The 26,310-nt window shown below is 64.6% G+C and carries 24 protein-coding genes; 9 read left to right on the top strand and 15 right to left on the bottom strand.

What is annotated here, in order from left to right:
- The 13 genes from AACZ17_RS02835 to AACZ17_RS02775 form a co-directional block, all read right to left on the bottom strand.
- Complete coding sequence (locus AACZ17_RS02835) at positions 1 to 663, bottom strand: protein-L-isoaspartate(D-aspartate) O-methyltransferase (RefSeq protein ID WP_290738775.1); 663 nt, start codon at positions 661 to 663, stop codon at positions 1 to 3.
- On the bottom strand, positions 656 to 1,711 hold the full coding sequence (locus AACZ17_RS02830; RefSeq protein ID WP_290738772.1) for a tRNA pseudouridine(13) synthase TruD: 1,056 nt from the start codon (positions 1,709 to 1,711) through the stop codon (positions 656 to 658). The genes AACZ17_RS02835 and AACZ17_RS02830 overlap by 8 nt, the downstream gene beginning before the upstream one ends.
- Positions 1,708 to 2,190 carry a 2-C-methyl-D-erythritol 2,4-cyclodiphosphate synthase gene (gene ispF / locus AACZ17_RS02825; RefSeq protein ID WP_290738769.1) on the bottom strand — a complete coding sequence of 161 codons (483 nt, stop codon included), beginning with the start codon at positions 2,188 to 2,190 and terminating at the stop codon, positions 1,708 to 1,710. Before ispF ends, AACZ17_RS02830 begins: the two co-directional genes overlap by 4 nt.
- Positions 2,191 to 2,195: 5 nt before the next feature.
- On the bottom strand, positions 2,196 to 2,897 hold the full coding sequence (gene ispD / locus AACZ17_RS02820) for a 2-C-methyl-D-erythritol 4-phosphate cytidylyltransferase (RefSeq protein ID WP_290738766.1): 702 nt from the start codon (positions 2,895 to 2,897) through the stop codon (positions 2,196 to 2,198).
- Between the two features lie 5 nt (positions 2,898 to 2,902).
- Positions 2,903 to 3,226, bottom strand: a complete 324-nt coding sequence (gene ftsB / locus AACZ17_RS02815) for a cell division protein FtsB (protein WP_290738763.1) — start codon at positions 3,224 to 3,226, stop codon at positions 2,903 to 2,905.
- Position 3,227: 1 nt separating this feature from the next.
- Positions 3,228 to 4,523 (bottom strand): phosphopyruvate hydratase, encoded by a 1,296-nt coding sequence (eno, locus tag AACZ17_RS02810; RefSeq protein WP_290738761.1) that lies wholly within the window; start codon positions 4,521 to 4,523, stop codon positions 3,228 to 3,230.
- Between the two features lie 24 nt (positions 4,524 to 4,547).
- Positions 4,548 to 5,399 carry a 3-deoxy-8-phosphooctulonate synthase gene (gene kdsA / locus AACZ17_RS02805; RefSeq protein ID WP_290738758.1) on the bottom strand — a complete coding sequence of 284 codons (852 nt, stop codon included), beginning with the start codon at positions 5,397 to 5,399 and terminating at the stop codon, positions 4,548 to 4,550.
- Positions 5,400 to 5,420: 21 nt separating this feature from the next.
- A complete protein-coding gene (locus tag AACZ17_RS02800; RefSeq protein ID WP_290738755.1) occupies positions 5,421 to 7,049 on the bottom strand; it encodes a CTP synthase in 1,629 nt (542 codons plus the stop codon).
- 122 nt (positions 7,050 to 7,171) lie between these two features.
- The gene (tilS, locus tag AACZ17_RS02795; protein WP_290738752.1) at positions 7,172 to 8,530 is read right to left on the bottom strand and encodes a tRNA lysidine(34) synthetase TilS; all 1,359 of its coding nucleotides are present in this window, start codon (positions 8,528 to 8,530) and stop codon (positions 7,172 to 7,174) included.
- Between the two features lie 20 nt (positions 8,531 to 8,550).
- A complete protein-coding gene (gene accA, locus AACZ17_RS02790) occupies positions 8,551 to 9,498 on the bottom strand; it encodes an acetyl-CoA carboxylase carboxyl transferase subunit alpha (protein WP_290738748.1) in 948 nt (315 codons plus the stop codon).
- Between the two features lie 106 nt (positions 9,499 to 9,604).
- Positions 9,605 to 10,909: a sodium ion-translocating decarboxylase subunit beta gene (locus AACZ17_RS02785; protein WP_290738745.1), complete on the bottom strand. Its 1,305-nt coding sequence runs from the start codon at positions 10,907 to 10,909 to the stop codon at positions 9,605 to 9,607.
- A gap of 5 nt (positions 10,910 to 10,914) precedes the next feature.
- The gene (gene oadA, locus AACZ17_RS02780; protein WP_290738742.1) at positions 10,915 to 12,744 is read right to left on the bottom strand and encodes a sodium-extruding oxaloacetate decarboxylase subunit alpha; all 1,830 of its coding nucleotides are present in this window, start codon (positions 12,742 to 12,744) and stop codon (positions 10,915 to 10,917) included.
- A complete protein-coding gene (locus tag AACZ17_RS02775; protein WP_290738739.1) occupies positions 12,741 to 13,043 on the bottom strand; it encodes an OadG family protein in 303 nt (100 codons plus the stop codon). Before AACZ17_RS02775 ends, oadA begins: the two co-directional genes overlap by 4 nt.
- A 145-nt stretch (positions 13,044 to 13,188) precedes the next feature.
- On the opposite strand from AACZ17_RS02775, the gene AACZ17_RS02770 reads away from it, so the two are divergent.
- The 3 genes from AACZ17_RS02770 to AACZ17_RS02760 all read left to right on the top strand — a co-directional run bounded on the left by AACZ17_RS02770 (position 13,189) and on the right by AACZ17_RS02760 (position 16,129).
- Positions 13,189 to 14,169 carry a tRNA-dihydrouridine synthase gene (locus tag AACZ17_RS02770; protein ID WP_290738736.1) on the top strand — a complete coding sequence of 327 codons (981 nt, stop codon included), beginning with the start codon at positions 13,189 to 13,191 and terminating at the stop codon, positions 14,167 to 14,169.
- A 30-nt stretch (positions 14,170 to 14,199) separates the two neighbouring features.
- Positions 14,200 to 14,958 carry an SDR family NAD(P)-dependent oxidoreductase gene (locus AACZ17_RS02765; protein WP_290738733.1) on the top strand — a complete coding sequence of 253 codons (759 nt, stop codon included), beginning with the start codon at positions 14,200 to 14,202 and terminating at the stop codon, positions 14,956 to 14,958.
- A 94-nt stretch (positions 14,959 to 15,052) separates the two neighbouring features.
- Positions 15,053 to 16,129 carry a cytochrome-c peroxidase gene (locus tag AACZ17_RS02760; protein ID WP_339637690.1) on the top strand — a complete coding sequence of 359 codons (1,077 nt, stop codon included), beginning with the start codon at positions 15,053 to 15,055 and terminating at the stop codon, positions 16,127 to 16,129.
- A 1-nt stretch (position 16,130) separates the two neighbouring features.
- Here AACZ17_RS02760 and AACZ17_RS02755 read toward each other — a convergent pair whose 3' ends face one another.
- The gene (locus AACZ17_RS02755; RefSeq protein WP_290738727.1) at positions 16,131 to 17,789 is read right to left on the bottom strand and encodes a M28 family metallopeptidase; all 1,659 of its coding nucleotides are present in this window, start codon (positions 17,787 to 17,789) and stop codon (positions 16,131 to 16,133) included.
- Between the two features lie 180 nt (positions 17,790 to 17,969).
- Between AACZ17_RS02755 and AACZ17_RS02750 the strand changes: the two genes are divergently transcribed.
- From AACZ17_RS02750 to AACZ17_RS02725, 6 genes are all read left to right on the top strand, one after another.
- Positions 17,970 to 19,517, top strand: a complete 1,548-nt coding sequence (locus tag AACZ17_RS02750; protein ID WP_290738724.1) for an oligopeptide:H+ symporter — start codon at positions 17,970 to 17,972, stop codon at positions 19,515 to 19,517.
- 22 nt (positions 19,518 to 19,539) lie between these two features.
- Positions 19,540 to 20,760: a saccharopine dehydrogenase NADP-binding domain-containing protein gene (locus AACZ17_RS02745; RefSeq protein ID WP_290738722.1), complete on the top strand. Its 1,221-nt coding sequence runs from the start codon at positions 19,540 to 19,542 to the stop codon at positions 20,758 to 20,760.
- Between the two features lie 42 nt (positions 20,761 to 20,802).
- A complete protein-coding gene (locus AACZ17_RS02740) occupies positions 20,803 to 22,701 on the top strand; it encodes a hypothetical protein (RefSeq protein ID WP_290738719.1) in 1,899 nt (632 codons plus the stop codon).
- A gap of 106 nt (positions 22,702 to 22,807) precedes the next feature.
- Positions 22,808 to 23,599 (top strand): (Fe-S)-binding protein, encoded by a 792-nt coding sequence (locus AACZ17_RS02735; protein ID WP_290738716.1) that lies wholly within the window; start codon positions 22,808 to 22,810, stop codon positions 23,597 to 23,599.
- A complete protein-coding gene (locus tag AACZ17_RS02730; protein WP_290738713.1) occupies positions 23,596 to 25,026 on the top strand; it encodes a lactate utilization protein B in 1,431 nt (476 codons plus the stop codon). Before AACZ17_RS02735 ends, AACZ17_RS02730 begins: the two co-directional genes overlap by 4 nt.
- Positions 25,019 to 25,723 carry an LUD domain-containing protein gene (locus AACZ17_RS02725; RefSeq protein WP_290738710.1) on the top strand — a complete coding sequence of 235 codons (705 nt, stop codon included), beginning with the start codon at positions 25,019 to 25,021 and terminating at the stop codon, positions 25,721 to 25,723. Before AACZ17_RS02730 ends, AACZ17_RS02725 begins: the two co-directional genes overlap by 8 nt.
- On the opposite strand, the gene AACZ17_RS02720 is transcribed toward AACZ17_RS02725, so the two are convergent.
- A complete protein-coding gene (locus tag AACZ17_RS02720) occupies positions 25,716 to 26,291 on the bottom strand; it encodes a YSC84-related protein (protein ID WP_290738707.1) in 576 nt (191 codons plus the stop codon). The two genes, AACZ17_RS02725 and AACZ17_RS02720, sit on opposite strands and share 8 nt — an antisense overlap.
- Positions 26,292 to 26,310 lie beyond the last annotated feature (19 nt).

Genomic DNA, 26,310 nt, shown 5'->3' with positions numbered 1-26,310 from the left:
TCATTTCACCGTACCCGAACGCAGAGGCACAAAGCGCACCGCTTCTACCAAGCGTGTCTCATAGCCCTCACTGGTCCGGGTGATCACCTGCAGGTTCTGCAGCGATGCCCCCACCGGGATGACCAGACAACCGCCGGGCGCCAGTTGCAGGAGGAGGTCCTCGGGGATGCTTTCCGGGGCCGCGGTACTGAGAATGCCGTCAAACGGTGCAGCCTCCTCCCAGCCCAGGCCACCATCAGCGTGACTGAAGCGCACGTTGCGCAGCTTCAGCTGGCGCAGTCGGGCGCGCGCCTTGTCCAGCAGCGGCTTGATGCGCTCCACACTCCACACCTCATCGACCAACTGGGCCAGTACCGCGGTCTGGTATCCCGACCCCGTGCCAATTTCCAGCACGCGACTGCGGGGACCCTGTTCCAACAGCAGTTCGGTCATGCGGGCCACGATGTAGGGCTGGGAGAGTGTTTGCTGGAACCCGATCGGCAGGGCCGTGTCCTCATACGCGCGGTGCGCCATCGCCTCGTCGAGAAACAGGTGCCGGGGCGTGCGGCGCATGACATCGAGCACGCGCTCATCCTGGATACCCTGCTCGGCAAGACGTCGCACAAGACGCTCACGCGTGCGCTGCGAAGTCATCCCGATGCCCTTGAGATCGACCTTATTCACTGCGCCCCTCACGCTCCCTGTGCCCTTCCCTGTAATTCAGTGTTTCCGCCAGCAAGGCGGTCGCATAGCTGCCCGGCGGTAAATGAAACGTCAGCAGCAACGACCCATCATCACAAAAGCGCCACGAAAAGTCATCCGGCATCAGTCGTGCAGGGCGATATGCCACGCTCAAACCCGCCTGCTCCAGAAACTCGCAGACAGCTGCCTGGGGCGCCAGCAGGGCCTTCTGCGCCGCGACCAGCGCGGGGCTCTGCAGGCTCTCGCCGCCGCCCCAGAGCGGCAGGCCGGGATGGACATCGCCCGCCGCGGCGCGCTGCTGCAATGCGGCATCCAGTTCGGTACAGGGGAACAGGCTGCGACTGCCCTGCAGCTGGCAGACGTCGCCCAGCTGCAGGCGGTCCCAGGTGCCGTCTTGTACCCGCTGCGCCAGCAGCCGGTTGAACAGGTCGCTGCGCAACGCCGACAGAAACAGGCTACGCTTGCTGTGGCTCAGCTTGCGCGCACCACGCAGCATCCACGCCTGGGCCTGTAACAGCGTACCGCCGTCACGCCCGAAACGCTGCTCGCCAAAGTAGTTGGGGACGCCACGGTCGCGAATACGCTCCAGCGCTGACACCACCACCTCCGTATCCCCCTGCACATCACGCAGGCGCAGTGCAAACCCGTTGCTCCGATGCACGCCGCGCTTGAGCTTGCGCGAATGACGCTGGCACTCCAGTACAGTGACCTCGTCATTCACCTGCAGGCGCTGCCAATCGGGCTCCGGCTTGCCGGCCATGCGCACGCTGAGCCACTGGCGGGTAACCGCATTGCGGTCTTTCAAGCCACTGAAGCCAATATCTCGCGGATGGATTCCAGCCAGCAATGACACGCGCTGCACCAGGTCCGCGGTATTCAGTCCCCGTTTCTCGATATAGAGGAACACGTGCTCGCCCTGCCCGTCAGGGACGAAGCCCAGCTGCTCGGACACCCGGAAGTCCTCGGGCACACTGCGTATGATCGCCGTCGCGTCAGCGATGGGCCCAACGCGACTGAGTTCGGGATTCATGCGTCAGCAATACCCTGCAGCAGCACCACCGCGTGCGCGGCTATCCCTTCGCCACGGCCGGTAAAGCCCAGTTTCTCGGTCGTGGTGGCCTTGACGTTGACCTGCCCCACAGCCACGCGCAGGTCGGCGGCCAGGTTAGCCTGCATCGCGGGAATGTGGGCCGCCATGCGCGGCGCTTCCGCGACCAGCGTGGTGTCTGCGTTGACCAGTTGCCAACCCAGGGCAAACACCTGCTCGACCACGCGGCGCAGCAAGATACGGCTGTCGATTGCGGCAAAGGCGGGGTCGCTGTCAGGGAAGTGCCGACCGATGTCTCCAGCGCCCACCGCACCGAGCAAGGCATCACAGAGTGCGTGAATCAGTACGTCGCCGTCCGAGTGCGCCACCAGGCCCCGGGTATGGGGGATGCTGACACCCCCCAGCACCACAGCGCTGCCGGGGCCGAAACGATGCACATCAAAGCCGTGTCCGATTCGCATTGCGCTCACTCCTGCCCTCCGTCGGCGATACCCAGGTAAAAAGCCGCCAGTTCAAGATCGCCGGGGACCGTCACCTTGAAGTTGCGTGGCGACCCGGGCACCACCCGAACCCGGTGCCCACCCCACTCCATGGCGGAGGCTTCATCGGTGACAGCAACGCCGGCCGCCAGGGCCGACGACAGGGCCTGCTGCAGTGGCAGCAGCGGGAACATCTGGGGGGTCTGGGCACGCCAGAGGCCACGGCGATCGATAGTGGCCTGCACCAGGCCATCGGCACCCACGCGCTTCAGCGTGTCAACCAGTGGTTCAGCCAGGAGGCCGCCGTCGCCGTGCGCCAGCACCTCTGACACCAGCCTCTCCCCGTCTGCCGGGGCCAGGCAGGGGCGCGCTGCATCGTGCACCAGCACCCAGTCATCTTCATATGCAATTTTTTGCAAAAAGTGCAACGCGGCCAGCACGGAATCGGCGCGCTGCGCACCGCCCGCTACGACGTGCACGCGCCCATGCGTGTCGCGAAAGTCCGACGTCCTGGCGTCATCAGCCGCAAGGGCGATGACAACACCCCGCATGCCCGGGAGCCGTAAGAGCGCATCAAGGCTGTGTTCCAGAAGGGTCTTGCCACCCAGCAACCGATGCTGCTTGGGTTCGGAAAGGCCCATGCGCGAGCCGCTTCCCGCCGCGGGAATGACCCCCCAACAACGAGCCACGTTGCTCACTCCACCGGCTCGACGCGCGGCGGCTGCGCCGGAGCCTGCGCCTTTACCGCCTCAGGAACGACCTGGTAGAACACTTCGCCTTCACGGACCAGCCCCAGCTGCTCGCGAGCGCGCTGTTCCAGGCCATCATTACCCGATTGCAGATCCAGTACCTCGCGCTCGAGTACGGCGTTGCGCGCGCGCAGCTCGCTGTTGACGGCCTCTTCGCGCTGTACCTGCTGCTGCAGACGGTGCCGCTCGGCAAGGCTGCCCTCGGCGAACCACAATCTGTACTGCAGCGCGACCAGCAACAACACCATACCGGCCAGCAGGTACTTCATTTTACCCGCGCCGGCCGGCGATTTCGGCAAGACCGCGGTAGGCGGCGCGGCCACCCAGCTCCGCCTCGATGCGCAACAAACGGTTGTACTTGGCGACGCGGTCCGAGCGACACAGGGAGCCCGTTTTGATCTGCCCCGCCGCAGTGGCAACAGCCAGATCGGCAATGGTCGTATCCTCGGTTTCCCCGGAGCGGTGGGAGATTACGGCGGTGTAGCCGGCCTTGCGTGCCATCGCAATCGCATCCAAAGTTTCCGACAGGCTGCCGATCTGGTTGAACTTGATCAGGATGGAATTGGCCACACCGGTGTCGATACCACGCTTCAGAATGCGCGTATTGGTCACGAACAAATCATCGCCCACCAGCTGCACACGATCGCCAATCTTGTCGGTCAGCATCTTCCAGCCATCCCAGTCAGACTCGTCGAGACCGTCCTCTATAGAGACGATGGGGTGCGCGGCCGCAAGGTCGGCGAGGTAATCCGTAAACTCTGCACTGCTGAAGCGCTTGCCCTCGCCGGCGAGATCGTACACGCCGTCGCGGTAAAACTCCGATGCGGCACAGTCCAGTGCCAGGGTGATATCGCTGCCAAGCCGGTAACCCGCGTTAGCGACCGCTTCCGCAATCACGTCCAGCGCCGCTTCATTGGATGGCAGATTGGGGGCAAAGCCACCCTCGTCACCCACCGCCGTACTCAGCCCGCGCTCGGACAGCACTTTCTTCAGCGCGTGGAATATCTCGGCGCCGGCGCGCAGGGCCTCGGCGAAGCTCGGGGCCGCGACCGGTTGCACCATGAACTCCTGGATGTCGACGTTGTTGTCTGCGTGCTCTCCCCCATTGAGGATATTCATCATTGGCACCGGCATGCTCAAACGCTCGGTACCGTTGAGCTCTGCGATATGCTGGTAGAGTGGCAGCTTGCGCGCCTGCGCCGCCGCCTTGGCCGTGGCCAGTGAAACGGCAAGAATCGCATTGGCACCGAAGCGGGCCTTGTTCTCGGTGCCATCGGCATCGATCATCGCGGCGTCGATATCGCGCTGGCGACCGGGGTCCATGCCCAGCAGCAGTGCGCGGATGTCACTGTTGACGTGACCCACTGCGGTCAGCACGCCCTTCCCCAGGTAGCGCTGCTTGTCGCCATCGCGCAGCTCAAGCGCCTCGCGCGAGCCGGTGGATGCGCCGGACGGTGCACAGGCAGACCCGACCTCACCGCTGTCCAGGGTGACCTCGGCCATGACCGTCGGGTTGCCCCGGGAATCCATGACCTCAAAGGCCTGTACATTGGCAATCTTGCTCATTGCGTCAACTCCAAAAGGCAAAGTTCAATCGATAATGAGGTTCGGCAGATGCTTGACCAGCTTGTCCACGGCCTTGACCTGCTCGAGAAAGGGTTCCAGCTGGTGCAGTGCCAGCGCACTGGGACCGTCGCACAGCGCCCGTGCCGGGTCCGGGTGCGCTTCCAGAAACAGTCCCGCCAGCCCGAGCGCCATACCCGCACGTGCCAGCTCCAGCACCTGCGATCGGCGCCCACCGGAGGCGGCACCTGCGGGATCCCTGCATTGCAGCGCGTGGGTCACGTCAAAAATCAACGGGCGATCGCCGCAGACCCGCTTCATGACCCCGAAACCGAGCATGTCCACCACCAGGTTGTCATAGCCGAAATTGCTGCCGCGCTCACAGATCAGCAGTCGCTCGTTGCCACACTCCACGAACTTTTCAACCACGTTCGCCATTTGTGACGGGCTGAGGAACTGGGGCTTCTTGATATTGATCATCGCGCCAGTGGCCGCCATCGCTGCGACCAGATCGGTCTGGCGGGCAAGGAAGGCTGGCAACTGGATAATGTCACACACTTCTGCGGCGGCCGCGGCCTGCTCCGGTGCATGCACATCGGTGATCAGCGGGACGCCGAACTCCGCTTTCACCGCCGCCAGTATCGCCAGGCCCTCGTCGAGCCCCGGACCGCGAAAGGAATGGATGGATGAGCGGTTGGCCTTGTCGTAGGAGGCCTTGAACACCAGGGGAATGGCAAGGCGTTCGCACACCCGGACATAGTGCTCCGCCACCTGCAGGGCGAAATCGCGACCTTCCAGCACATTCACGCCACCCAGCAGGACAAAGGGTTCGCTATTCCCAATGGTGATGGCACCGAGTTGCTCCACGCGCGCGCTCATGGCCTGCGCCCCGCTGCCCGATCAGCCCCTGGCATGAGCCAGCGCGGCCTCGATATAGCTGGTGAACAGCGGGTGTCCGCCCCGCGGGCGAGACGTGAACTCGGGGTGGAACTGACAGGCGATAAACCAGGGGTGATCGGGCAACTCAATCATCTCCACCAGCGCCTTATCGGCCGACCAGCCACCAATTCGCACGCCGGCAGCGGTCAGCTGCTCCACGTAATTGTTGTTGATTTCGTAGCGGTGACGATGGCGCTCCAGCACCGTGTCCTCGCCGTAAATCGCTCGCACCTGAGAGCCCGGCTCAAGGTAGCAGGTCTGGGCCCCGAGGCGCATGGTGCCACCGAGGTCGGAGCTGGCATCGCGCTGCTGGGTAGAGCCATCCGCGTTCTGCCACTCGGTGATCAGCGCGACAATCGGGTGCGGGGTCGAGGCCTGCATCTCTGTGGAGTTGGCGCCCTCCAGACCGATCACGTTGCGCGCGTACTCGATCAGCGCCACGTGCATGCCCAGACAGATACCCAGGAACGGCACCTTGTTCTCTCGCGCATAGCGTACCGCGGTGATTTTCCCCTCCACGCCGCGGTCGCCAAATCCGCCCGGCACCAGTATGGCATCGGCGCCGGCGAGCACTGACGTGCCGTCGCGTTCGATATCCTCGGCATCGATGTAGTCGATCTTCACCTCCGCCAGGGTCTGCAGACCCGCGTGCTTCAGCGCCTCGTTGAGCGACTTGTAGGCGTCCAGCAGATCCATGTACTTGCCGACCATGGCGATGCGCACCGTACCGCAGGTGTCGCTGAACTCTCGGCGCAGCACATCGTCCCATTCGGCGAGATCCGCCGGCGGGCAGTCCAGGTTGAAACGCTCCACCACGAATTCGTCGAGCCCATAGGCGTGCAGCATGCCGGGAATACGATAGATGGAGTCGGCGTCGAGCAGCGGAATCACCGCCCGCTCCTCCACATTGGTAAACAGGGATATCTTCTTGCAGGCACTCTCCTCAATGGGCACGGAGCAGCGGCAGAGCAGGATATCCGGCTGCAGGCCGATGGAGCGGAGTTCCTTGACCGAGTGCTGGGTGGGCTTGGTTTTGATTTCCCCGGCGGTCGCGATGTAGGGCACCAGGGTGAGGTGCATCAACAACGCCCGGCTGGAACCGACCTCCACCCGCAGCTGTCGCGCGGCCTCCAGAAAAGGCAGGCTTTCGATGTCGCCGACCGTGCCGCCGATTTCGACGATGGCGACATCGGCATCACCCGCACCGAGGATGACGCGCCGCTTGATTTCGTCAGTGATGTGCGGAATCACCTGCACGGTACCACCCAGGTAATCGCCCCGTCGCTCCTTTTTCAACACCGTGTTGTACACGCGTCCAGTGGTGAAGTTGTTGGTGCGCTTCATGGTCGCGCGGGTAAAGCGCTCGTAATGGCCCAGATCCAGATCGGTCTCGGCGCCGTCTTCGGTCACGAACACCTCGCCGTGCTGAAAGGGACTCATGGTGCCCGGGTCGACGTTGATATAGGGGTCGAGCTTCAGCAGGGTGACCTTGATGCCGCGCGCCTCGAGCACCGCCGCGAGGGATGCGGCTGCAATCCCCTTGCCCAAGGAAGAAACCACACCACCGGTGACGAAGACATAACGCGTCATGCAAAGCCTATCTGTACGCTGTGAACAAGGGCATCACGGGGCCGGCAGGCGGAGGCGAAACGCAGCGTCCGGGGCCCGCAAGACCAGCAAAAAGATGGGAAATCAGGTTACCAGAAAGGCCCTCAGAGCTCAATCGCGCCAGCCGCTGTATTTCGTGTCCAGCAGACCCGCCAGGCGTCTTCGCCACCCTCCGGGGCAAACCAGGGACCGTCGCACAGCCAGAGGTCCGCCACGGCGACCAGCGCGTCCCCGAGGAAGAGCAGCGGGACCTGTTCACGCCACCACGGGGGTATGCCGGCATCCTGCAGCAGGGTTTTCACGCGGCGGTTGCCGGCACGGCCCGGCAGCCGGCAACGCTCACCGCCACGGCGCCACTGCAGGGTCAGCGCAGAGCCCGGCGGCAGTCGAAGGCCCGACTGCCGACCCGCCGGGAGCAGCCGCAGCTGCCCACCTCCCGCCAGTGCCAGTGTGCCACCGGGGAACAGCTGCGCGCCCGCCGGGCTGCGCTCCCCGCCAGTGGGCAACAGAAATACGCCAGCCCCGAAACGACACAGCCTGTGCCCCCGCCAGGCGAGTAGCGGACCGGCGGACCCTGCACGCAGCTGACGCATGAACTCGGCCAGGGCTGTGGCAGGGGGAAGGAGCAACCCCTGGCTGACCAGCCACCCGCGCAGCGCCATGGTGGCGGTCGCGTCCGGCAGTGCCAGCAGCTCCTGCATATCGATCCCCGGATCACCGAGCAGGCTGAGCAGCCGACGTGGCGCCGGCAACAGGCCGTCCAGCACGCTTTCCGCCGCCCCCAACTGCCGCGCCGAACGGGCGATACTGCCGCGGTAGGCAGGCCAGCGCCGCGCAATGGCGGGCAGGATTTCGTGCCGCAGGTAGTTTCGGTCCAGCGAGGTATCGGTGTTGGACGGATCTTCAATCCAGCTCAGGGCGTGCTCTGCAGCATAAGCCTCCAGCACACTGCGCGGCTGTTCGAGCAGCGGCCTGGCCAACTGCCCGCGACCCAATGGACGCTGCGCCGGCATACCCTGCAGGCCATGCAAACCGGCACCGCGCAGCCAGCGCAGCAGGACCGTCTCCACCTGGTCATCCTGGTGGTGGGCGAAAAACATGACATCGCCTTCCCCCACCAGCGACTCCAGGGCAGCGTAGCGCGCCTCGCGGGCCGCGGCCTCGAGACCCGACCCGGACTGACGGACCCTGACTGTGCGCAGCTCCAGCGGTACGCCCAGCGTGGCACACAGCGTTTGTGCCCGCGCCTGCCAGTGCCCGGCATCCGCATGCAGCTGGTGATTGATGTGCACCGCGATAATCGGTGGTGTTGACCCATGGACGCGTCGGGAACACAGCGCGTGCAGCAACACCGTGGAATCCAGCCCGCCGCTGAACGCTACCAGCCAGCGGCGGGCGCTGTGCCAGGCGCCCAGTGCTGCGCCCAGTGGGTCGCTGTCAGGTGGGGTCAGGGGCGCGGCCACAACACCGGGCTGCAGCGCACTCAGTTGCCGTAGGACATCAGGCGTTGGTAGCGGCGCTCAAGCATGTCTTCCACCGGGGCCTGCTCGAGGCGATCCAGTTCCTTGATGAGGTGAGCCTGTATGCGTTCCGCCATCAGGTCGACGTTGCGGTGCGCACCGCCCATGGGCTCGGGAATGGTCGCGTCGACAATACCCAGATCCTGCAGGACCTTGGAGGTGACACCCATCGCAGCCGCCGCCTCGGGCGCGTTGGCGGTGCTTTTCCAGATGATGTTGGCACAACCCTCGGGAGAGATCACGAAGTAGGTCGCATACTGCAGCATCGCCAGATGATCGCCGACGCCGATGCCCAGGGCACCGCCAGAGCTGCCTTCGCCGATCACCACACAGATAATTGGCGTGGCGAGCCGCGACATCACGGCCAGATTCTGCGCGATCGCCTCGCTGATGCCACGTTCCTCGGAGTCAATGCCCGGATAGGCTCCCGGGGTGTCGATCAGCGTGATGACCGGCAATTTGAAGCGCTCCGCCATGGTCATCAGGCGCAGCGCCTTGCGGTAGCCTTCGGGCTTGGGCATACCGAAGTTGCGCAGGACCTTGTCTTTCACCGCCCTGCCCTTTTCCTGCCCGATCACCATGACCGGGCGGCCGTTGAGACGCGCAGTACCCCCGACAATGGCGCGGTCGTCGCCGAAGTGACGATCGCCGTGCAATTCGTCGAAGTCAGTAAACAGGCGGGAGATGTAATCCAGCGTGTAGGGGCGTCTGGGGTGGCGCGCCACCTTGACGATATCCCAGGGGCTCAGGTTGGCGTAGATCTTCTCGGTGAGCTTGGCGCTTTTCTCGCGCAGGGTGCGAATCTCTTCGCTGATGTTGATGTCGGCATCGGTGCCCACGAGCTGCAGTTCTTCAATCTTGACCTCAAGCTCGGCGATGGGCTGTTCAAAATCAAGGTAATTGGGGTTCATGCGCTCTCAGACTCACCAGTTCACAAGCGCGCAGTGTACAAAATTAATCCTGCGCGCACCAATTGTCAGCCTGCCGCCTCGACAATGGCAGGTCAATCAGCGCAGCCTAGCCGCCTACCAGGCTGATCATCACGCCCGCCGCCACCGCTGAGCCGATCACCCCGGCGACGTTGGGACCCATGGCATGCATCAGTAGATAGTTGCTGGGGTTCGCCTCCAGACCCAGGCGATTGCTGACCCGGGCCGCCATCGGCACCGCGGACACGCCGGCGGAACCGATCAGCGGATTGAGGGGATGACTGCCAAACCGGTTCATCAGCTTCGCGATCAGCACGCCGGAGGCCGTACCAATGGCGAACGCGAGCACGCCGAGCAACATGATACCCAGGGTCTCGATGTCCAGAAACTTGTCAGCGACCAGCTTGGACCCGACCGATAGACCGAGAAATATAGTCGTGATGTTGATCAGCGCATTCTGCGCAGCATCGCTCAGGCGCTTGACCACACCACACTCTTTCATCAGGTTGCCGAAGCAGAACATGCCAAGCAGCGGCGCCGCGGCCGGCAGCAGCAGCGCCACCAGGATGAGCAGCATCAGGGGAAACACGATTTTCTCTCGCTGTGACACCTGGCGCAGCTGTGTCATGACAATCTCGCGTTCCGCCTGGGTGGTGAGCGCGCGCATGATGGGTGGCTGGATCAGGGGCACCAGTGCCATGTAGGAATAGGCTGCGACGGCGATCGGCCCGAGCAGATCCGGGGCCAGCAGGCTGGCGACATAGATCGCCGTGGGGCCATCAGCCCCGCCGATAATGCCGATGGCGGCGGCGTCCGCCAGGGTGAAATCCATCACCCCCAGGGTACTCAGGCCGACGGCCCCGAGCACGGTCGCGAAAATACCGAATTGCGCGGCAGCGCCGAGAAACAGTGTACGCGGGTTGGCCAGCAGTGGGCCGAAATCGGTCATCGCGCCCACCCCCATGAAAATCACCAGAGGCGCCACGCCGCTGGCAATCGCCACCCGGTAAAACGTGTACAACATGCCGTCACTGAAACCCGCCGCTTCCGCCGCACTCTGGGCAGCGAGTTGCAGCGCAGGCGCGGCGAGGCCGAGCGCCCGCAGCAACGCTTCTGCGTCATCGACCGCCGATTGTCCCAACAGGCGCGCCATCTCCGCGAGCACAACCGGGTCCGTGCTGTGCAGCGCATTCTCCGCCGCGGAGTACGCGAGGCCGGCACCGGGGATGTTGGCGAGCACGCCGCCGAAGCCAATCGGCACCAGCAACAGCGGCTCGAATTGCTTGCGAATGGCCAGGAACAGCAACAGCAGCCCAATGCCGATCATAACCACCTGGCCCGCCTGAAAATGAGCCAGTCCGGTGGAGTCCCACAGACGCGACAGGTTTTCCATCGGCGTCAGGCCAGGGTAATCAGTGTGTCGCCAACCGCAACGACATCGCCGGCCTTGACCTCAACACGGGCGACCGTGCCGTCCTGCGGTGCGCGCACTTCGGTCTCCATTTTCATGGCTTCCAGCAGCACGATAACCTGACCCGCGGCGACCCTGTCACCTACCTGCACACTCACCTTGAAAATGTTACCCGCCAGCGGCGCCGGCACCGGGACACCGTCTGCCGCGGCGACGGGTTCGGCAGCGGGTCGGTCGACGGTGACCTCGCGCACATGCTCCAGATCACCACCGGCACTCACTTCTACCACATAGGATTGCCCATTGACGCGCACCGTGTACACGCCCGAGTCGGCCGCGGCGTCACCGGAGGCTGAGGACCCCTGAGCCTGCGCCTTGACCGGGGGCTGCTCCTTCGCCTGCGCCGAGGACGCAGTACCCGGCGCCGCTTCGAAGGCCGCAGGGTCGCCGCGGTGCTCGAGAAAGCGCAGGCCAATCTGGGGAAACAGGGCATAGGTGAGGACGTCATCAACGGCCTGCTCGCCGCTCGCAAGCGTGATGCCCTTCTCCTCTGCCAGCGCGCGCAGCTCGGCAGACAGTGCCTCCAGTTCCGGCTCCAGCAGGTCCGCAGGACGGCAGGTGATCACTTCCTTGCCCTCAAGAACCCGCTGCTGCAATTCGGCGTTGACCGCTGCGGGGGTCGCGCCGTATTCGCCCTTGAGCACACCGGCCGTTTCGCGCGATATGGATTTGTAGCGCTCGCCGGTGAGCACATTGAGCACGGCCTGGGTTCCCACTATCTGCGAGGTGGGGGTGACCAGCGGAATGAAGCCCAGATCCTCGCGCACTCTGGGTATCTCCTCCAGCACTTCGTCCATGCGATCCAGAGCGCCCTGTTCCCGCAGCTGGTTTTCCATGTTGGTCAGCATGCCGCCCGGCACCTGGGCCACCAGGATGCGCGCATCCACACCGCGCAGCGACCCCTCAAACGCCGCGTACTTCTTGCGCACGCCGCGAAAGTAGTTGGCAATATCCGCCAGCTTCTCCAGGTTCAGGCCGGTATCCCGCTCGGTATCCTGCAGGATCGCGACAACCGACTCCGTGGGCGAGTGCCCGTAGGTCATCGACATCGACGAGATGGAGGTATCCACGTTGTCGATGCCCGCCTCCACACACTTCAAGATCGTTGCCGTCGACAGACCAGTGGTGGCGTGACACTGCATGTGGATGGGGATTGCGCAGCTCTCCTTGAGCCGGCGCACCAGTTCGTAGCCGGTGTAGGGGCGCAACAGCCCCGCCATGTCCTTGATGGCAATGGAGTCGGCGCCCATATCCTCGATGCGCTTGCCCTGGTCGACCCAGGCCTCCAGCGTGTGCACGGGGCTGAGCGTGTAGGAAATGGTGCCCTGGGCATGGCGTTCGACAGCCTTGACCGCCTTCAGCGCCACCTCGATATTACGCATGTCATTCATGGCATCGAACACACGGAACACATCCACACCATTGGCGGCGGCCCGCTCCACGAAGCGCTCCACAACGTCATCGGCGTAGTGCCGGTAGCCGAGAATGTTCTGGCCACGCAGCAGCATTTGCTGGCGCGTGTTGGGCATGGCTTTTTTGAATTCGCGAATGCGCTCCCAGGGATCTTCTCCCAGGTAACGGATACAGGCGTCGAAGGTCGCCCCGCCCCAGGTTTCCACCGACCAGAAACCGACGGTATCCAGCTCCGCAGCAATCGGCAACATATCGTCCAGGCGCACGCGTGTTGCCAGCAGTGACTGGTTGCCATCGCGCAGGACCACGTCGGTGATGCCCAGCGGGCGCTTGTTCTCGGTCATGCGGTGTGTCTCCTGGGTAAACCCTGGCCGGCGCGGCGGCGTTGGCGGTGTTGATGTACAGCGGCCGTGATCACCGCAACCCGCTCCGCATCCAGTGCCTGTGCGTTAGCCGGCGGTGCGCCGGATGCCGTTCCGCCATGCCGGTCGGGCACTGCCGGGGCGGGTTCCGGAAAAAAACGCAGAATCACCCGCGAAGCGAGCGCAATGACCACCACCAGGAGGGAGAGGAAAATCGCCACAGTGCTGACACCAAACAGCATCAGCTCCACGCCCTGCATAAAAAGCTCGTCTTCGCGCACACTCGCTTCCCGCGTCAGATCACGCTCGCATCATAAATCATCTTGCCGCCAGGGCGCCAACGGGCAATCCACGGGGATGCCCTGCAAACGGGCTTAACCACCAGTGACTGCAGCGCTATACTGCCACGTTAACCGGAGACTTGATGTGCGACTCATTCTCGCCCCCATGGAAGGCGTTATCGACGCCAGCATGCGCGCCCTGCTGACCCAAATCGGTGGACTTGACCGCTGCGTCACTGAATTTGTTCGAGTCAGCGACCGCCTGCTGCCGCCCCGGGTCTTCTATCGCCTGTGCCCGGAACTACAGCAGGGCGGCACGACGCCGGCTGGTGTGCCAGTGTTCCTGCAGTTACTGGGCGGACAGGCGCAGCCGATGGCAGACAACGCCGTGCGGGCCGCGGAACTCGGTGCTCCCGGAATAGACATCAACTTCGGCTGCCCGGCGAAGACCGTCAATCGCTCCGACGGCGGCGCCGTGTTGCTGCGGGAACCGCTACGCGTGGGTTCCATTGCAGCCGCAGTGCGTCGTGCAGTACCCCCCGGCATTCCGGTCACGGCCAAGATTCGGTTGGGCTTCGAAGACCGGTCGCCGTTTCTCGATAATGTTCGCGCGCTGGCCGACGCGGGGGTGGACGAACTCGCCGTTCACGCGCGCACCCGCAGCGATGGTTACAAACCGCCCGCGTGGTGGGACGAAATTGCGCGGGCGGTTGAACTGGTGGATTTCCCGGTCATCGCCAACGGCGAAATCTGGAGCCCGGACGACAGCCATCGCGCGCGCGCGGCGAGCCGCTGCGAGGACCTCATGCTGGGTCGGGGCGTGCTCTGTCGACCCGATCTGCCTCGCCTGGTGCGTGCCGCCGCCGATGGCGTCGACACCCCGGCACTGGACTGGCTGGATATCGCCGAACTGCTGCAGGGCTTCGCGCAGCAGAAGCGCCTGGCGTGTGCGGAACGGCACGCTGCGGGGCCGGTCAAGCAATGGCTGGGTTACCTGCGTCACTATTACCCCCAGGCGGCGGCGCTGTTTGCCGACATCAAACGGCTGAACGACCCGCAGACCATCTGCGCCGTCATCCGCAACCACACGCCAGCCCGGGTCCAGGCGCGTGCCGTCGCCGCCTGAGGCGGCCCAATTCAGGAGCAGGTTCAGCTTATGCCCAACACCGCTTTCATCACCGGCGCCACTTCCGGCTTTGGCCGCGCCTGCGCGCGCCGCTTCGCCGCCGCAGGCTGGAACCTTGTTCTCTGCGGCCGCCGTGTCGACCGCCTGGACACATTGCAGGCTGAACTCGAAACGCAGTGTGCCGTGCACAGCGTGTGCCTCGATGTTCGGGAGACCCCTGCGGTGCAGGCGGCGGTGGCCGCGCTGCCCGAGCCCTTCAGCGACGTGCATGTCCTGGTCAACAATGCGGGGCTTGCGTTGGGCACTGCGCCGGCCCAGGACTGTGATCTGGAGCAGTGGCACCGGATGATCGACACCAACATCAAGGGGCTGACTACGGTAACCCATGCCCTGCTGCCACGCCTGGTAGCCCGCGGCAGGGGCACCAGCATCATCAATATCGGCTCTGTCGCCGGTCACTGGCCCTACCCCGGTGGCAACGTGTACTGTGGCAGCAAGGCCTTTGTGGAACAGTTTTCACTGGCGCTGCGCAGCGACCTGCAGGGCAGCGGCGTGCGCGTGAGCTGCCTGGCCCCGGGGCTCTCAGAGAGCGAATTCACACTGGTGCGCACCGGCGGCGACCAGGCAGCCTATGACGCGTTGTACGCGGGCGCCGAGCCCATTCAGCCGGAGGACATTGCCGACACCGTGTTCTGGCTGGCAACACTCCCGCCGCACCTCAATGTCAACGCGCTGGAACTCATGCCCGTGAGTCAGTCGTGGTCTCCATTTACCATCACGCGCCGCTGATTTGATCTGCATCAAGCGCGGGTGACGATACACTTGCTCGCCCCCGCAGGCGCCCCCACTATGGTTCTGATACAAAACACAGTGAGGAATGACCATGCCACCTGTTCCCCCCTGCCGGGCAATCCCTGTGACCGGACTCCTGCTCGCCGCATTGATGCAGATTCCCTCTGCCGGCGCGGAACCCCTGCGCGATCGCGCCAATGATCTGTTCAATCCGATTCCCGTAGCCGGGGACCCGGCCACCCGGTCGGTGAACGAAGATCAGGCTGAATTGGGCAAGATGCTGTTCTTCGAGCCGAGACTTTCAGCGAGTCACCTGATCAGCTGCAACACCTGCCACAATGTGGGGTTCGGCGGCCACGACTATCTACCCACATCCATTGGGCATGGCTGGCAGCGTGGGCCACGTAACTCGCCCACCGTATTCAATGCGGTCTTCAACGCCGCCCAGTTCTGGGACGGCCGCGCTGCCGACCTTGCAGAACAGGCCAAGGGCCCGGTGCAGGCGAGCGTCGAGATGAGCAGCACACCCGAGCGGGTCACCGCCACGCTGAACAGCATGCCGGCCTACGTTGAGCGCTTCCGCACGGCCTTTCCCGGCGAACCGGACCCGGTCAGCTTCGAGAACATGGCGCTGGCCATCGAGGCCTTCGAAACCACGCTGACCACACCCGGCTCGGCGTTCGACCAGTACCTCCTGGGCGACGATGCGGCACTGAGCGATGAGCAGAAAAACGGCCTGGCGCTGTTTATGGACAAGGGCTGTGCTGCCTGCCACACCGGGGTGAACTTCGGCGGACAGCACTATTTCCCCTTCGGTCTCATTGCGAAACCCGGCGCCGACATTCTGCCGGTGGGCGACAAGGGGCGCTTCGCCGTCACCCGCACCGCAACGGATGAATATGTCTTCCGCGCGGCACCGCTGCGCAACGTTGCGCTGACCGCCCCCTACTTTCACTCCGGCGCGGTCTGGAGCCTGGAGGAAGCCGTGGCGATCATGGGTCGCTCGCAACTGGGGGCGGAGTTGAACGCGCAGGAGATCCGTCAGATAACGGCCTTCCTGGAGTCGCTGAGCGGCGAACCGCCCCGAGTCAGCTACCCGCTGCTACCGCCCAGCACCGCAGAAACGCCGAAACCCGACCTGCTGTGGCAAGCCGGCGGCGGACACTGACCTACTCCGCCAGCGAGGCCTCGCGCGCCGCCTTGAACTCCACCCCATCGCGCCACTCGGGGAAATCGCGGTTGGAGGCCAGTTCCCGACCCATCTCCAGCAGCAGCAGGACTTCCTGGGCGGCGCCGCTCAGATCCCAGGCGGGGTCATACTCGTCGGAAGGCTTGTGGTAGTGATTGGCAACGTAATCGCGCAACCGGGCATCGCCCCAGGCCTTGCCGTGCTCAATGCTGTCCGTGGCATTGGTGAGATAGAGCGCCGGGATACCCACCTGCGCAAGTGAGAAATGATCGGAGCGGTAGTAGGAACCCTTTTCCGGATAGGGCTCCTGTACCACAACACGACCCTGCCGCTGGGCGGCGCGCAGCAGGTAGTCTTCCAACTCGCTGTTGCCATACCCGACTACGGCGACATCGCGGGTACGCCCGAGGTTACCGGCGGCGATGTTATCCATATTGAAGTTGGCCACGGTTTTCTCTGGCGGGAACAGGGGGTTCTGCGCGTAATACTTCGAGCCCAGGAGCCCTGACTCCTCTGCCGTCACCGCGAGGAACAGGAGGGACCGTTCAGGCCGCGCCCCGTCCTCCAGGAACTGCCGCGCCAGCGCGAGCAGCCCCGCCACGCCCGACGCGTTGTCACTGGCGCCGTTGTAGATATTGTCGCCGTCATCGGCCGGCCGCACACCCAGGTGATCCCAGTGCGCGGTGTAGATAATCACCTCATCGGGGTGGCTGGTCCCGGGAATCAATGCCGCGACATTGTGGGACACACGATCGGCGAGGGTATTGCTCAGCGTGACCGAAGCCGTCAGCGCGCCCAGGGGCAGCGCCCGGAAGCCAGCCCTGGCTGCCGCGGCCTTGTCTTGCGTGTAGTCGCGACCCGCCGCCGCGAACAGTGCCTGCGCCTGTTGCAGGGGGATCCAGCCCTCCACCGCCAGCTTGTCGCGGTGACGATTCTCCGCCGTCAGGCCAATCTTGGCGCCCGACCAGCTGTTGCGCACCACCTCCCAGGGGTAGGCGGCGGCGTCGGTTTCGTGCACGATCAGGGCGGCCGCAGCGCCCTGGCGCGCCGCCTCCGCGTATTTGTAGTCCCAGCGCCCGTAGTAGGTCATGGCATTGCCGTTGAACAGCGCCGGGTCCTGGGTTGCGAATCCGGGGTCATTGATCAAGATGACCACGGTTTTGCCCCGCACATCGATACCGGCGTAATCGTTCCAGCCCCGCTCCGGGGCATTGATCCCGTAGCCGACGAACACCAGCTCGGCGTCTTCGATACCCGTGGTGGCCACCTGCTGCTGCGTTGCCACCATCATCTGCTCGCCATAGGACCAGTCGGCGCTGAAACCGTCCCCACGGATCGCCAATACCGCCGCGGGGTCCGTCGTCACTGCGGTGATGGCGACCTCCTGCAGCCAGCTGTCACCGTTGCCCGGGCTTGCCCCCAGCTCGGCAAAATGCCTGACCAGCCAGTCGATGGTCATCTCCTCGCCGGGCGTTCCCGGCTCTCGCCCGGCATAGGCATCCTGCGCCAGCTCAGCGATGTGGAAATGCAGGTCCTTCTGAACCTGCTCGTCAACGGTCAGCGCTGCAGTACTGTGCGACCAGGCCAGGCAGGCGCTCAAGCCACAGGCGGCGACCAAAGAAGCGAGGGGTGAAGTCATGAAAGCTCCGTGAACGGCAACTGGAAGCGAAAAGCTTAGTCGCTTTGTTCGCAGCATGCACGCACGGCGTCGCGTGGGGGCTCGGGGCCGCACGCGAGGGGCTGCGCAATCGCCCGAAAGGAGTGGTATTCTCCCGTCACACGCGCAAGCCAATGCCTCTCGCCAGCAGGAACCCGTGGAATGACAATAACAGCGACGCCCGCCCCCGCCGATGACACCGCCTTTTTCGGGCACCCCCGCGGGTTGTATGTCTGTTTCGCCACCGAGCTGTGGGAACGTTTCTCTTTCTACGGCATGAAATACCTCCTGCTGCTCTACCTCACCAAGTACCACCTGTTCTCGGATGCCAATGGCCTTGAAGTACTTGGAGGTTACGCAGCACTGGTCTATGCGATGCCGGTGATCGGCGGGCTGCTGGCCGATCGCTATCTGGGCATGCGCAAATCGGTGGTCTTCGGGGGGCTGCTGCTGGTGCTCGGCCATCTGGGCATGGCCTTTGAGGGCGAACAGGCGCGGCTGGTGGGTGATACGGTCGTTCGCGATGACCGGGCGCTACAGGTGTTTTACTTTTCACTGGCGCTGATTGTGGTCGGGGTGGGTTTCCTCAAGCCGAACATTTCAACCATTGTCGGCCGCCTCTACGCCATTGATGATCCTCGCCGGGATGCGGGTTTTACCATTTTCTACATGGGCATCAACCTCGGCGCGCTCACGGCGACACTCGTGTGCGGTTATCTGGGCGTGACCTATGGCTGGGGCTACGGATTCGGTGTCGCCGGTATCGGCATGCTGTTTGGCCTGGTCACCTTCCTGCACGGGCAGAAACATCTGCGTGGTTACGCTGAGCCTCCGGTACCCGAACGCCTGCAGGAACGTGTTCTGCCCAGCCTGAACAAGGAGTGGGCCATCTACCTGGGCGCCGGCGGCGGGGTCGTTGCGGCCTGGCAGATGCTGCAGTTCCACGGTGCGGTGGGTGTGCTACTCAACGTGCTCGCGATCATTGTGCTGCTGGGTCTGGCCTGGTTTATCGCGTATCGATGCCAGCCCGTGGAGCGCAGCCGCATGCTGGTGCTGGTTGCCCTGACCATCTGCAGTGTCGTGTTCTGGTCACTGTTCGAGCAGAGCGCCGCGTCGATGACGCTCTACGCTGACCGTGTCATGGATCGCACTGTCTTCGGCATCAACTTCACCGCTTCCCAGTTCGGCTTTTTCAATTCGTTCTTTATCTTCATGCTGGCGCCGGTTTTCGCCTGGCTGTGGACTGCCATGGGACGACGCGGCATTGAACCCTCAACGCCGGTGAAGTTCGGCCTCGGGGTGGGTTTCGCCGGCCTCGGGTTTGGCGCCCTGGTGGCGGGCGCGGCGTCCCCCAATGAGGCAGGACTGGTCATCGGCTACTGGATGGTGTTGGCCTACCTGCTGCACACTGCCGGCGAGCTCTGCCTGTCGCCGGTGGGCCTGTCTGCAGTGACGAAACTGTCGGTGCCCGGTGTTGTAGGTGTCATGATGGGCGCCTGGTTCCTCGCCACCGCCTACTCACAGCATGTGGCAGCGCAGCTCTCGAAACTGGCTGCCCTGGATCTGCAGGCGGGTGTGGGTGACGTTGCCACGGCCCTGGCAACCTACACGGAGCTGTTTACCACACTGTTCTATGTCGGCATCGGCGTGGCGGTGGTGCAGTTTCTGCTGGCACCGCTGCTGAAAAAAATGATGCACGGCATTCACTGAAGCCCCTACAGGACATGACCCCATGACCGACACAGCGCGCGAGTTCGACATCATACTCTGGGGAGCGACCGGTTTTACCGGGCAGCTGGTCGCGGAATACCTCGCCGGCGAGGGCACCCTGCGCTGGGCACTGGGTGGTCGCAGCGAGACCAAACTGCGAGCCGTACAACAGTCCCTCTTGGCCAGCACTGGCGGCGTAGAAATACCGCTGGTTGTGGCAGACAGCGGTGATGAGGGAAGCCTGAATGCGATGGCGGCCCGCAGCCGGGTCATCTGCAGCACCGTGGGGCCCTACGCCCGTTACGGGACAGCGCTGGTCGCCAGCTGCGCCGAAAACGGCACACATTACTGTGACCTCACCGGTGAGGTGCAGTGGATGGCGCGCGTCATTCCCACCTATCAGTCCGCCGCCGCGGCCAGTGGGGCGCGCATCGTCCACAGTTGCGGCTTCGACTCGATACCCTCGGACATGGGCACCTGGTTCCTGCAGCGCCAGATGCTGGCGCGGCACGGTGTGCCTGCACGCCACGTGAAGTCCCGTGTCGGGCGCAACCGCGGCACGGCCAGCGGTGGCACCGTGGCCAGCATGCTGGAAGTGCTCGACGAAGCGCGCCGGGACAAGAACGTGCGCGCCCTGCTGGCCGACCCCTACTCTCTCTGCCCTGCCGGCACCACGGGCCCTGATGAGCGCGACCAGACGGTGGCGCGCTATGACCCCGACTTCCAGCGCTGGACCTGCCCTTTCATCATGGCCGCCATCAATGGGCGCGTTGTGCGCCGCAGCCACTACCTGCTGGGCAAACCCTGGGGCGACGATTTCCGTTTTGACGAGGCACAGCTCTGCAGCTCGCGCGCGCAGGCCCTGCGCAACACCCTCGCCATGGGTGGCGTGATGCTCGGCCTGTCGACCGGTCCGGGGCGTAAACTGCTGCAACGGTTTCTGCCGAAGCCGGGTGAAGGCCCAGACCGCGCACAGCGCGAGGCCGGCCACTACGAGCTGTTCTTCCACGGCGTGCACCCGGAGGACAGCGCCTGTGACCTGCGGGTTCGCGTCGCCGGCACGCTCGACCCCGGCTATGGCTCTACTGCTCGCATGCTTGCCGAATCTGCACTGAGCCTCGCCGAGGATCCCCTGACCTGTGCGGGAGGGTTCTGGACACCCGCCTCCGCGCTGGGCGAACATCTGCTGGAGCGGCTGACCTCGCGCGCCGGACTGACCTTCGAGGAAGTGGCGATCGCCTAGCCTGCGCACCCCGAATCCTGTAGCAGGGCTGGAGACCAGACATTGCCTGAAAGACCTCAATCGCAGGGCTCCCCTACCGGTGTGAAGCGCTTCAACCTCACCTTTTCGGGGGAAATTCTGCCGGGCACGGACCCCGCCACCGCGCGCAGGCACTTTGGCCAACTTTTCCAGATACGCGACCCGGCGCGTGTCGAGCGCTTCTTCAGCGGTGACACGGTCACTCTGCGGCGCAGCCTTGAGCAGAAGGCAGCGGCCGCGTGGTTCGTGCGGATGCGCGGTCTCGGCCTGCAGGCACACCTCGAAGCGGTCCCTCAGGCGCGCGCTGCCACCGCGGCCGCGCCGGGTCACCGTCGGCCGATACGGACCCCGGCCTCACCCGGCCATGCGCGCTGGGGCCCCAATCCCTATACACTCAAGCCCTATCGGGCACCCGCCCCCGCAGCAGAGCGTGCCCGGCAGGCGGCGCGGCGCGCACACGTCGCACTCGCCGTCGCATTGCTTACGCTCTGCCTGCTGTTTGCACTGGACGCCCTGGAACAACTGCTGCCACCGCCGCCGGCGCTGCCCACTCTGCAGGCCGCAGCCACCAGTGAATCCGGTGAGCTGATGCTGGCAACGTCCAGGCTGCTACTGCACCATGACCGGTCAGGTGCACAGCTGGGTGTTATCAGTGCCACGGAACTGGGTCTCACTGCACCCGTTGAAAAACTGCTTTGGCTGAACAGCGAACGCTTGCTGGTTCGGGTTGCAACCACCGAGGGCGGCAACCTGTATCGCTGCACGATCGCGGACAAACAGTGTCGGGCCTTTGCCGGTGACCAGGGCCACTGGCGGGCGGATGCCATGGTACGCGTGCCCAACAGCCGTCACCTGGTGCTCGCCGACAGCGTCGGCGGCAGGCTTTGGCGGGTCGATGGCGTCGGCAATACCATCGCCGAAGGAAAGGCGTCGCTGCCGGCAAACCCGACCTTGCGTATTCACGACGGACTCCTGCTCAGCAGTAGCGCCGCCGGCCCCGCGCTGAGCGTGTTCCGCTACGAGCCAAGCGCATTCGCCCAGCAATTGGATGAACTGCTGCTGTTGCCGGAAGCCGCGCTGGCAGCAGAGCTCGACAGGGTTCAGGATTTCGCCCGCGCAGGCTCTTTCTGGTGGGTGGTACTGGAGAACGCCGGCAGCGGCCAGCGCGGCGTGTTCCGCTTCGACAGCCAGTGGAACGCACTACCCCCCGTCCTCCCGCCCTCGGCGGCTGCGTCGATGACGCTGGTGCCCTGGGGAGATCGCATGCTGCTGCTGCGCGCCGGCGACAACGCGCTGTTGCGCTTTTCTGCCGATGGCGCCGCAGGCAGCGCTCTGGCGTCAGACGCACTGACCGAGCGCGCGGCACAGCGCGGCCGGGCGTTGCAGCTGCGAGTCACGGCGCTGCACAGCGGGCGGGGCCTGTTGCTGGTGCTCAGCGCACTGGCGGCCTGTTTTGGCCTCTGGCAGTACGGCCGACAGCGGGTATTTGCTGCTGAGCGCGGCCGCCATGCGCCGCTGCTCGGGCCGCGCATCAACGAGGTAGAGTGGTTGAAACCCATGGACGCAGCGCAACGCGGCACGCTACGCCGCGCGCGGACCCGTGGGTACATCGGCCTGCTAGGGCCCCTGCTTGTACTCGTTGATCACCGCGGCGTCTACCATGCGGGCAACGGCATTCAGATTCAGCGACACCCCCGCTTCCTGCGCATCGAGGGGGTGCAGGTCGACATCGGCAGCCGCCGTCGACCGGCATTCGATACCACGCGCTGGGGAGCGGTCGAGGCGCTACTTTCCGGCAGCAGCCGCAGTGACATGATCGCGGTACTGGTCACAATGCTGGAGTCCCGGCAGCCGCTGGCGCTGGCGATCAGCGCCGCGCTGGTCGTGTTGCTGACGGCGAGCACGCTGACGCTCCTGCCCTGAACAGACGATATCCAGCGCGGCGCCGGAAGCACAAATTCGTTATACTCGACCCCTGCCAACGCCCGGAATGACTGCCGCCCAAAGCGACAAGGAGCACGCGCCCTGCATGGACAAGCCACACCCGAAACGCAAGCGCAGCCGGCAGAGACGGGACGTCGCTCTGATGATCACCTGCCTTGCGGATCTGATGCGCCCATCGGTCGGCTTCTCGGCAATACGGCTGCTGGAACGCGCGGGCTGCCGCGTCACCGTGCCGGAGCAGCAAACCTGCTGTGGCCAGCCCGCCTATAACAGCGGTGAAGTCGATGCGGCGGTGCCTGTTGCGCGGGCTGCCATCGAAACCTTCGAGCCTTTTGACTACGTTGTCGTGCCCTCCGGCTCCTGTGCAGGCATGCTCAGCCACCATTACCCGGCGTTGTTCGAGGGAGAGTGGCACGAGCGCGCCCTGGCACTGTCGGCAAAAACCTGGGAGCTGACGCGTTTTCTCACTGAAGTGGCGCGGCTCCCCGCGCCCCGGCACAAACCGCTGGAGCGTGGCGTTACCTACCACGACAGCTGCGCCGGTCTGCGCGAGCTTGGTGTGCATCAGCAACCGCGGCAACTGCTGCAGGAACAGTGCGGCGTGCAGGTGAGCGAGCTTGGGCAGAACCAGGTGTGCTGCGGTTTTGGTGGCACCTTCTGCGCTCGCATGCCGGATATTTCCGCGAAAATGGCCGACGACAAGCTGGACAATGCGGTCGCTTCCGGAGCCAGTGTGGTGGCCGGCGGCGACCTCGGCTGCCTGCTGCACCTTTCCGGCCGCGCCCGCCGTCGAGGCCTCAAGCTGGAGTTCCGGCATGTTGCCGAGTTGCTCGCCGGTGATCCTCGCGGCCCGGGCATCGGAGAGGGTCGGGAATGAAGCTCGCCAGCAATGAGTTCATGCAGGCCTCAAGCGCTGCCCTGTTGGAGGAAGACAAAGCACAGCGGCGCTCCCTCATCGGTCAGTTCCTGCCCCTGGCGCGGGACGCAGCCGCCAGTGCCTACGGCGATTTCGACGGCCTGCGCGCACACCTGAAACGGGTGCGGCGTCACACCATGGCGCATCTCAGTCACTATCTGGAGCAATTTGAGGAGGCAGCCGTACAACACGGCAACCAGGTGCACTTTGTCGCCGACGCGGAGCAACTCAACAGCAAGGTGCTCTCGATCTGCCAGGCGCACAGCGCGCGACGCGTGGCCAAAGGCAAATCGATGGTCACCGAGGAAACCGGCCTCAACGAACTCCTGCTCAAGGCAGGGCTGGACGTGCTGGAAACCGACCTGGGTGAATACATCATCCAGCAGGCGGGCGAGACGCCCAGTCACATCGTCGGGCCGGCACTGCACAAGTCGCTGGCGGAAATCCGCCAGCTGTTCCTCGACAAGCACACGTTGGGGGACCGCGACCTCGAGACGGTAAGCGAAGTCGTTGAGGAAGCGCGGGGAGTGCTGCGCGAGAAGTTCCTCGCTGCGGACGTCGGCATTATCGGGGCCAACGCACTGATCGCCGAGCACGGCACCAGCATGCTGGTCACCAACGAGGGTAACGGCGATCTCTGCGCCAACCTGCCGCCGGTGTTGATCGTCTGCACTACCTTCGAGCGCGTACTGCCGCGCGCCGAAGATGCCATGGCACTGCAGCGCCTGCTGGTGCGCTCCGCTACAGGACAGCCACAGACCTGCTACACCAGCTTTTATACCGGCCCGCGCCGCGAGGACGATGTGGACGGCCCTCTGGAAACCCATATCATCCTGCTGGACAACAGGCGCAGCGATATCCTCGCCAGCGACTACAGTGAAATGCTTGACTGCATTCGCTGTGGCGCCTGCCTCAACCACTGCCCCATTTACATCGGCGTCGGTGGACACGCCTACGGCTGGGTCTACCCCGGCCCCATGGGTTCGGTGTTGACGCCGCTGCTCACGTCACTGGAGCAGGCGCACCATCTGCCCAACGCCTGCACCAGCTGTGGCCGCTGCGCGGAGGTCTGCCCGGCGAATATTCCGCTGCCGGACCTGCTGCGCGACCTGCGCCAGGACGAGAGCGTGCAGCAGTTGAAACCGGCTCGCTGGCGCAACGGGCTGCGCTTGCACGCGTGGCTGTTGCGCCATCCGGGGCTCTATCGGAATCTCACCGGCTGGACCATGAGCGTACTCGGTCTGCTGGGCAAGCGCCGGGGGGCGTTCCGCCGCCTGCCCTTTGCGGGCGGCTGGACCGGCCAGCGCGATTTCCCGGCACCGGAAGGCGGAGGCACATTCATGCGTCAGTATGCGGCGCGTCGACGCAGGGGAGGCAAACGTGGCTGAATCCGTCAGGGCTGAGTTGTTCGCCCGGCTGCGCGAACAGGAAACCTCCGTTGCGCCCGAGCAGATAGCGCGCGCGCTCGCTGCACTTGGCCACGCGCAGCCCGCGCGAGCAACACACACCGACCTGCACACCGCCTTCCTGGCCAATGTGCTGGCCAACAAGGGGACCGTGGAACTGGCTCGGGATCGCGGCGCCGCGGTGCAGGCCATAGGGCGCTATCTGTACCAACGCTTCCGCACCCATAAACTCGTTGCGGGTAATGACCCGCGGCTGGCGGCGATGCCCTGGCGGGATGGTGGTGTGCTGCCGCGATTCGGAGCGGCTGAAAACGGAGACTCGGCGGCACTGAGCTATGCCAGGTTGGGGGTTGCCGAGACCGGCGCCATCGTCACCTACACGGGCCGCGCCAACCCCGGGCGCAACAACCTGTTACCTGAAGACCACCTGGTCTTGATCAACCGGGAAGACGTTGTCTCGACCCTGGAAGATGCCTGGGCGAGAATACGTCACGACACGGCAGCAAGCGGTTGGCCCCGCGGCATCCAGTTTATCGCCGGCCCTTCCAGCACTGCCGACGTGGAAGCGCAGCTGGTGATGGGCGCACACGGCCCCCGACGCTGGCATGTCATCCTGGTGGGCGACACACCAGCGGAGGTGTTGGCGCAAGCCAGTGGAGGTGTAGGGGCGACTAGTTAGGCGTGAAGTTGAACTTCTGCCCACCCAGCGTGGCTTCGTACATCAAACCGCCCTTGGCAATAGTGAACACAGCCATACCCTTGCGATAGCCGAGGCTGGCAGTGGAGGCATCATTGCGACCGCCACTGACACCGGCGCTGACACCGCCTCCGGTGCTCGCTTCCGCTGACACCCCTGCGGTAATCGCTACCGCCGTGGCCTGTGCACCGAATTCGAAGTTACCGCTGGTGAACTGCTCCAGGGCCGTGGCGTTCTCAAAGAAAATGATCTGGCTGAAGGCCTGTCCACCCAGCTGGAAGCCCACCGTGAGCTGGGTCATGGTCGCCTCACCGATCATTTCACCCTGCCGGTAGACCTGCCCCTTGCCGTGTGCGCCACCGATACCGATACCCCCCTTGCCGATGGTCGGAAACAGGGCGTAGCCGTAGGCTGAGTCGAAGTAGGCGGCACTTTCGCCGGCACTGCGAAATGATGCCAGTGCCTCGGCGTAATTGTCTGCCCTGGCCAGCGGCGAGAGCGCCAGCGCAAGCAGAAGGTACAGGGCGGACACTACGTTGGTCTTGTTCATGGACTGCCTCACATTTCAT

Source organism: uncultured Haliea sp., from assembly GCF_963973825.1.
Lineage (GTDB): Bacteria > Pseudomonadota > Gammaproteobacteria > Pseudomonadales > Halieaceae > Haliea.
This window is presented reverse-complemented; position numbering and strand designations above follow the sequence as displayed.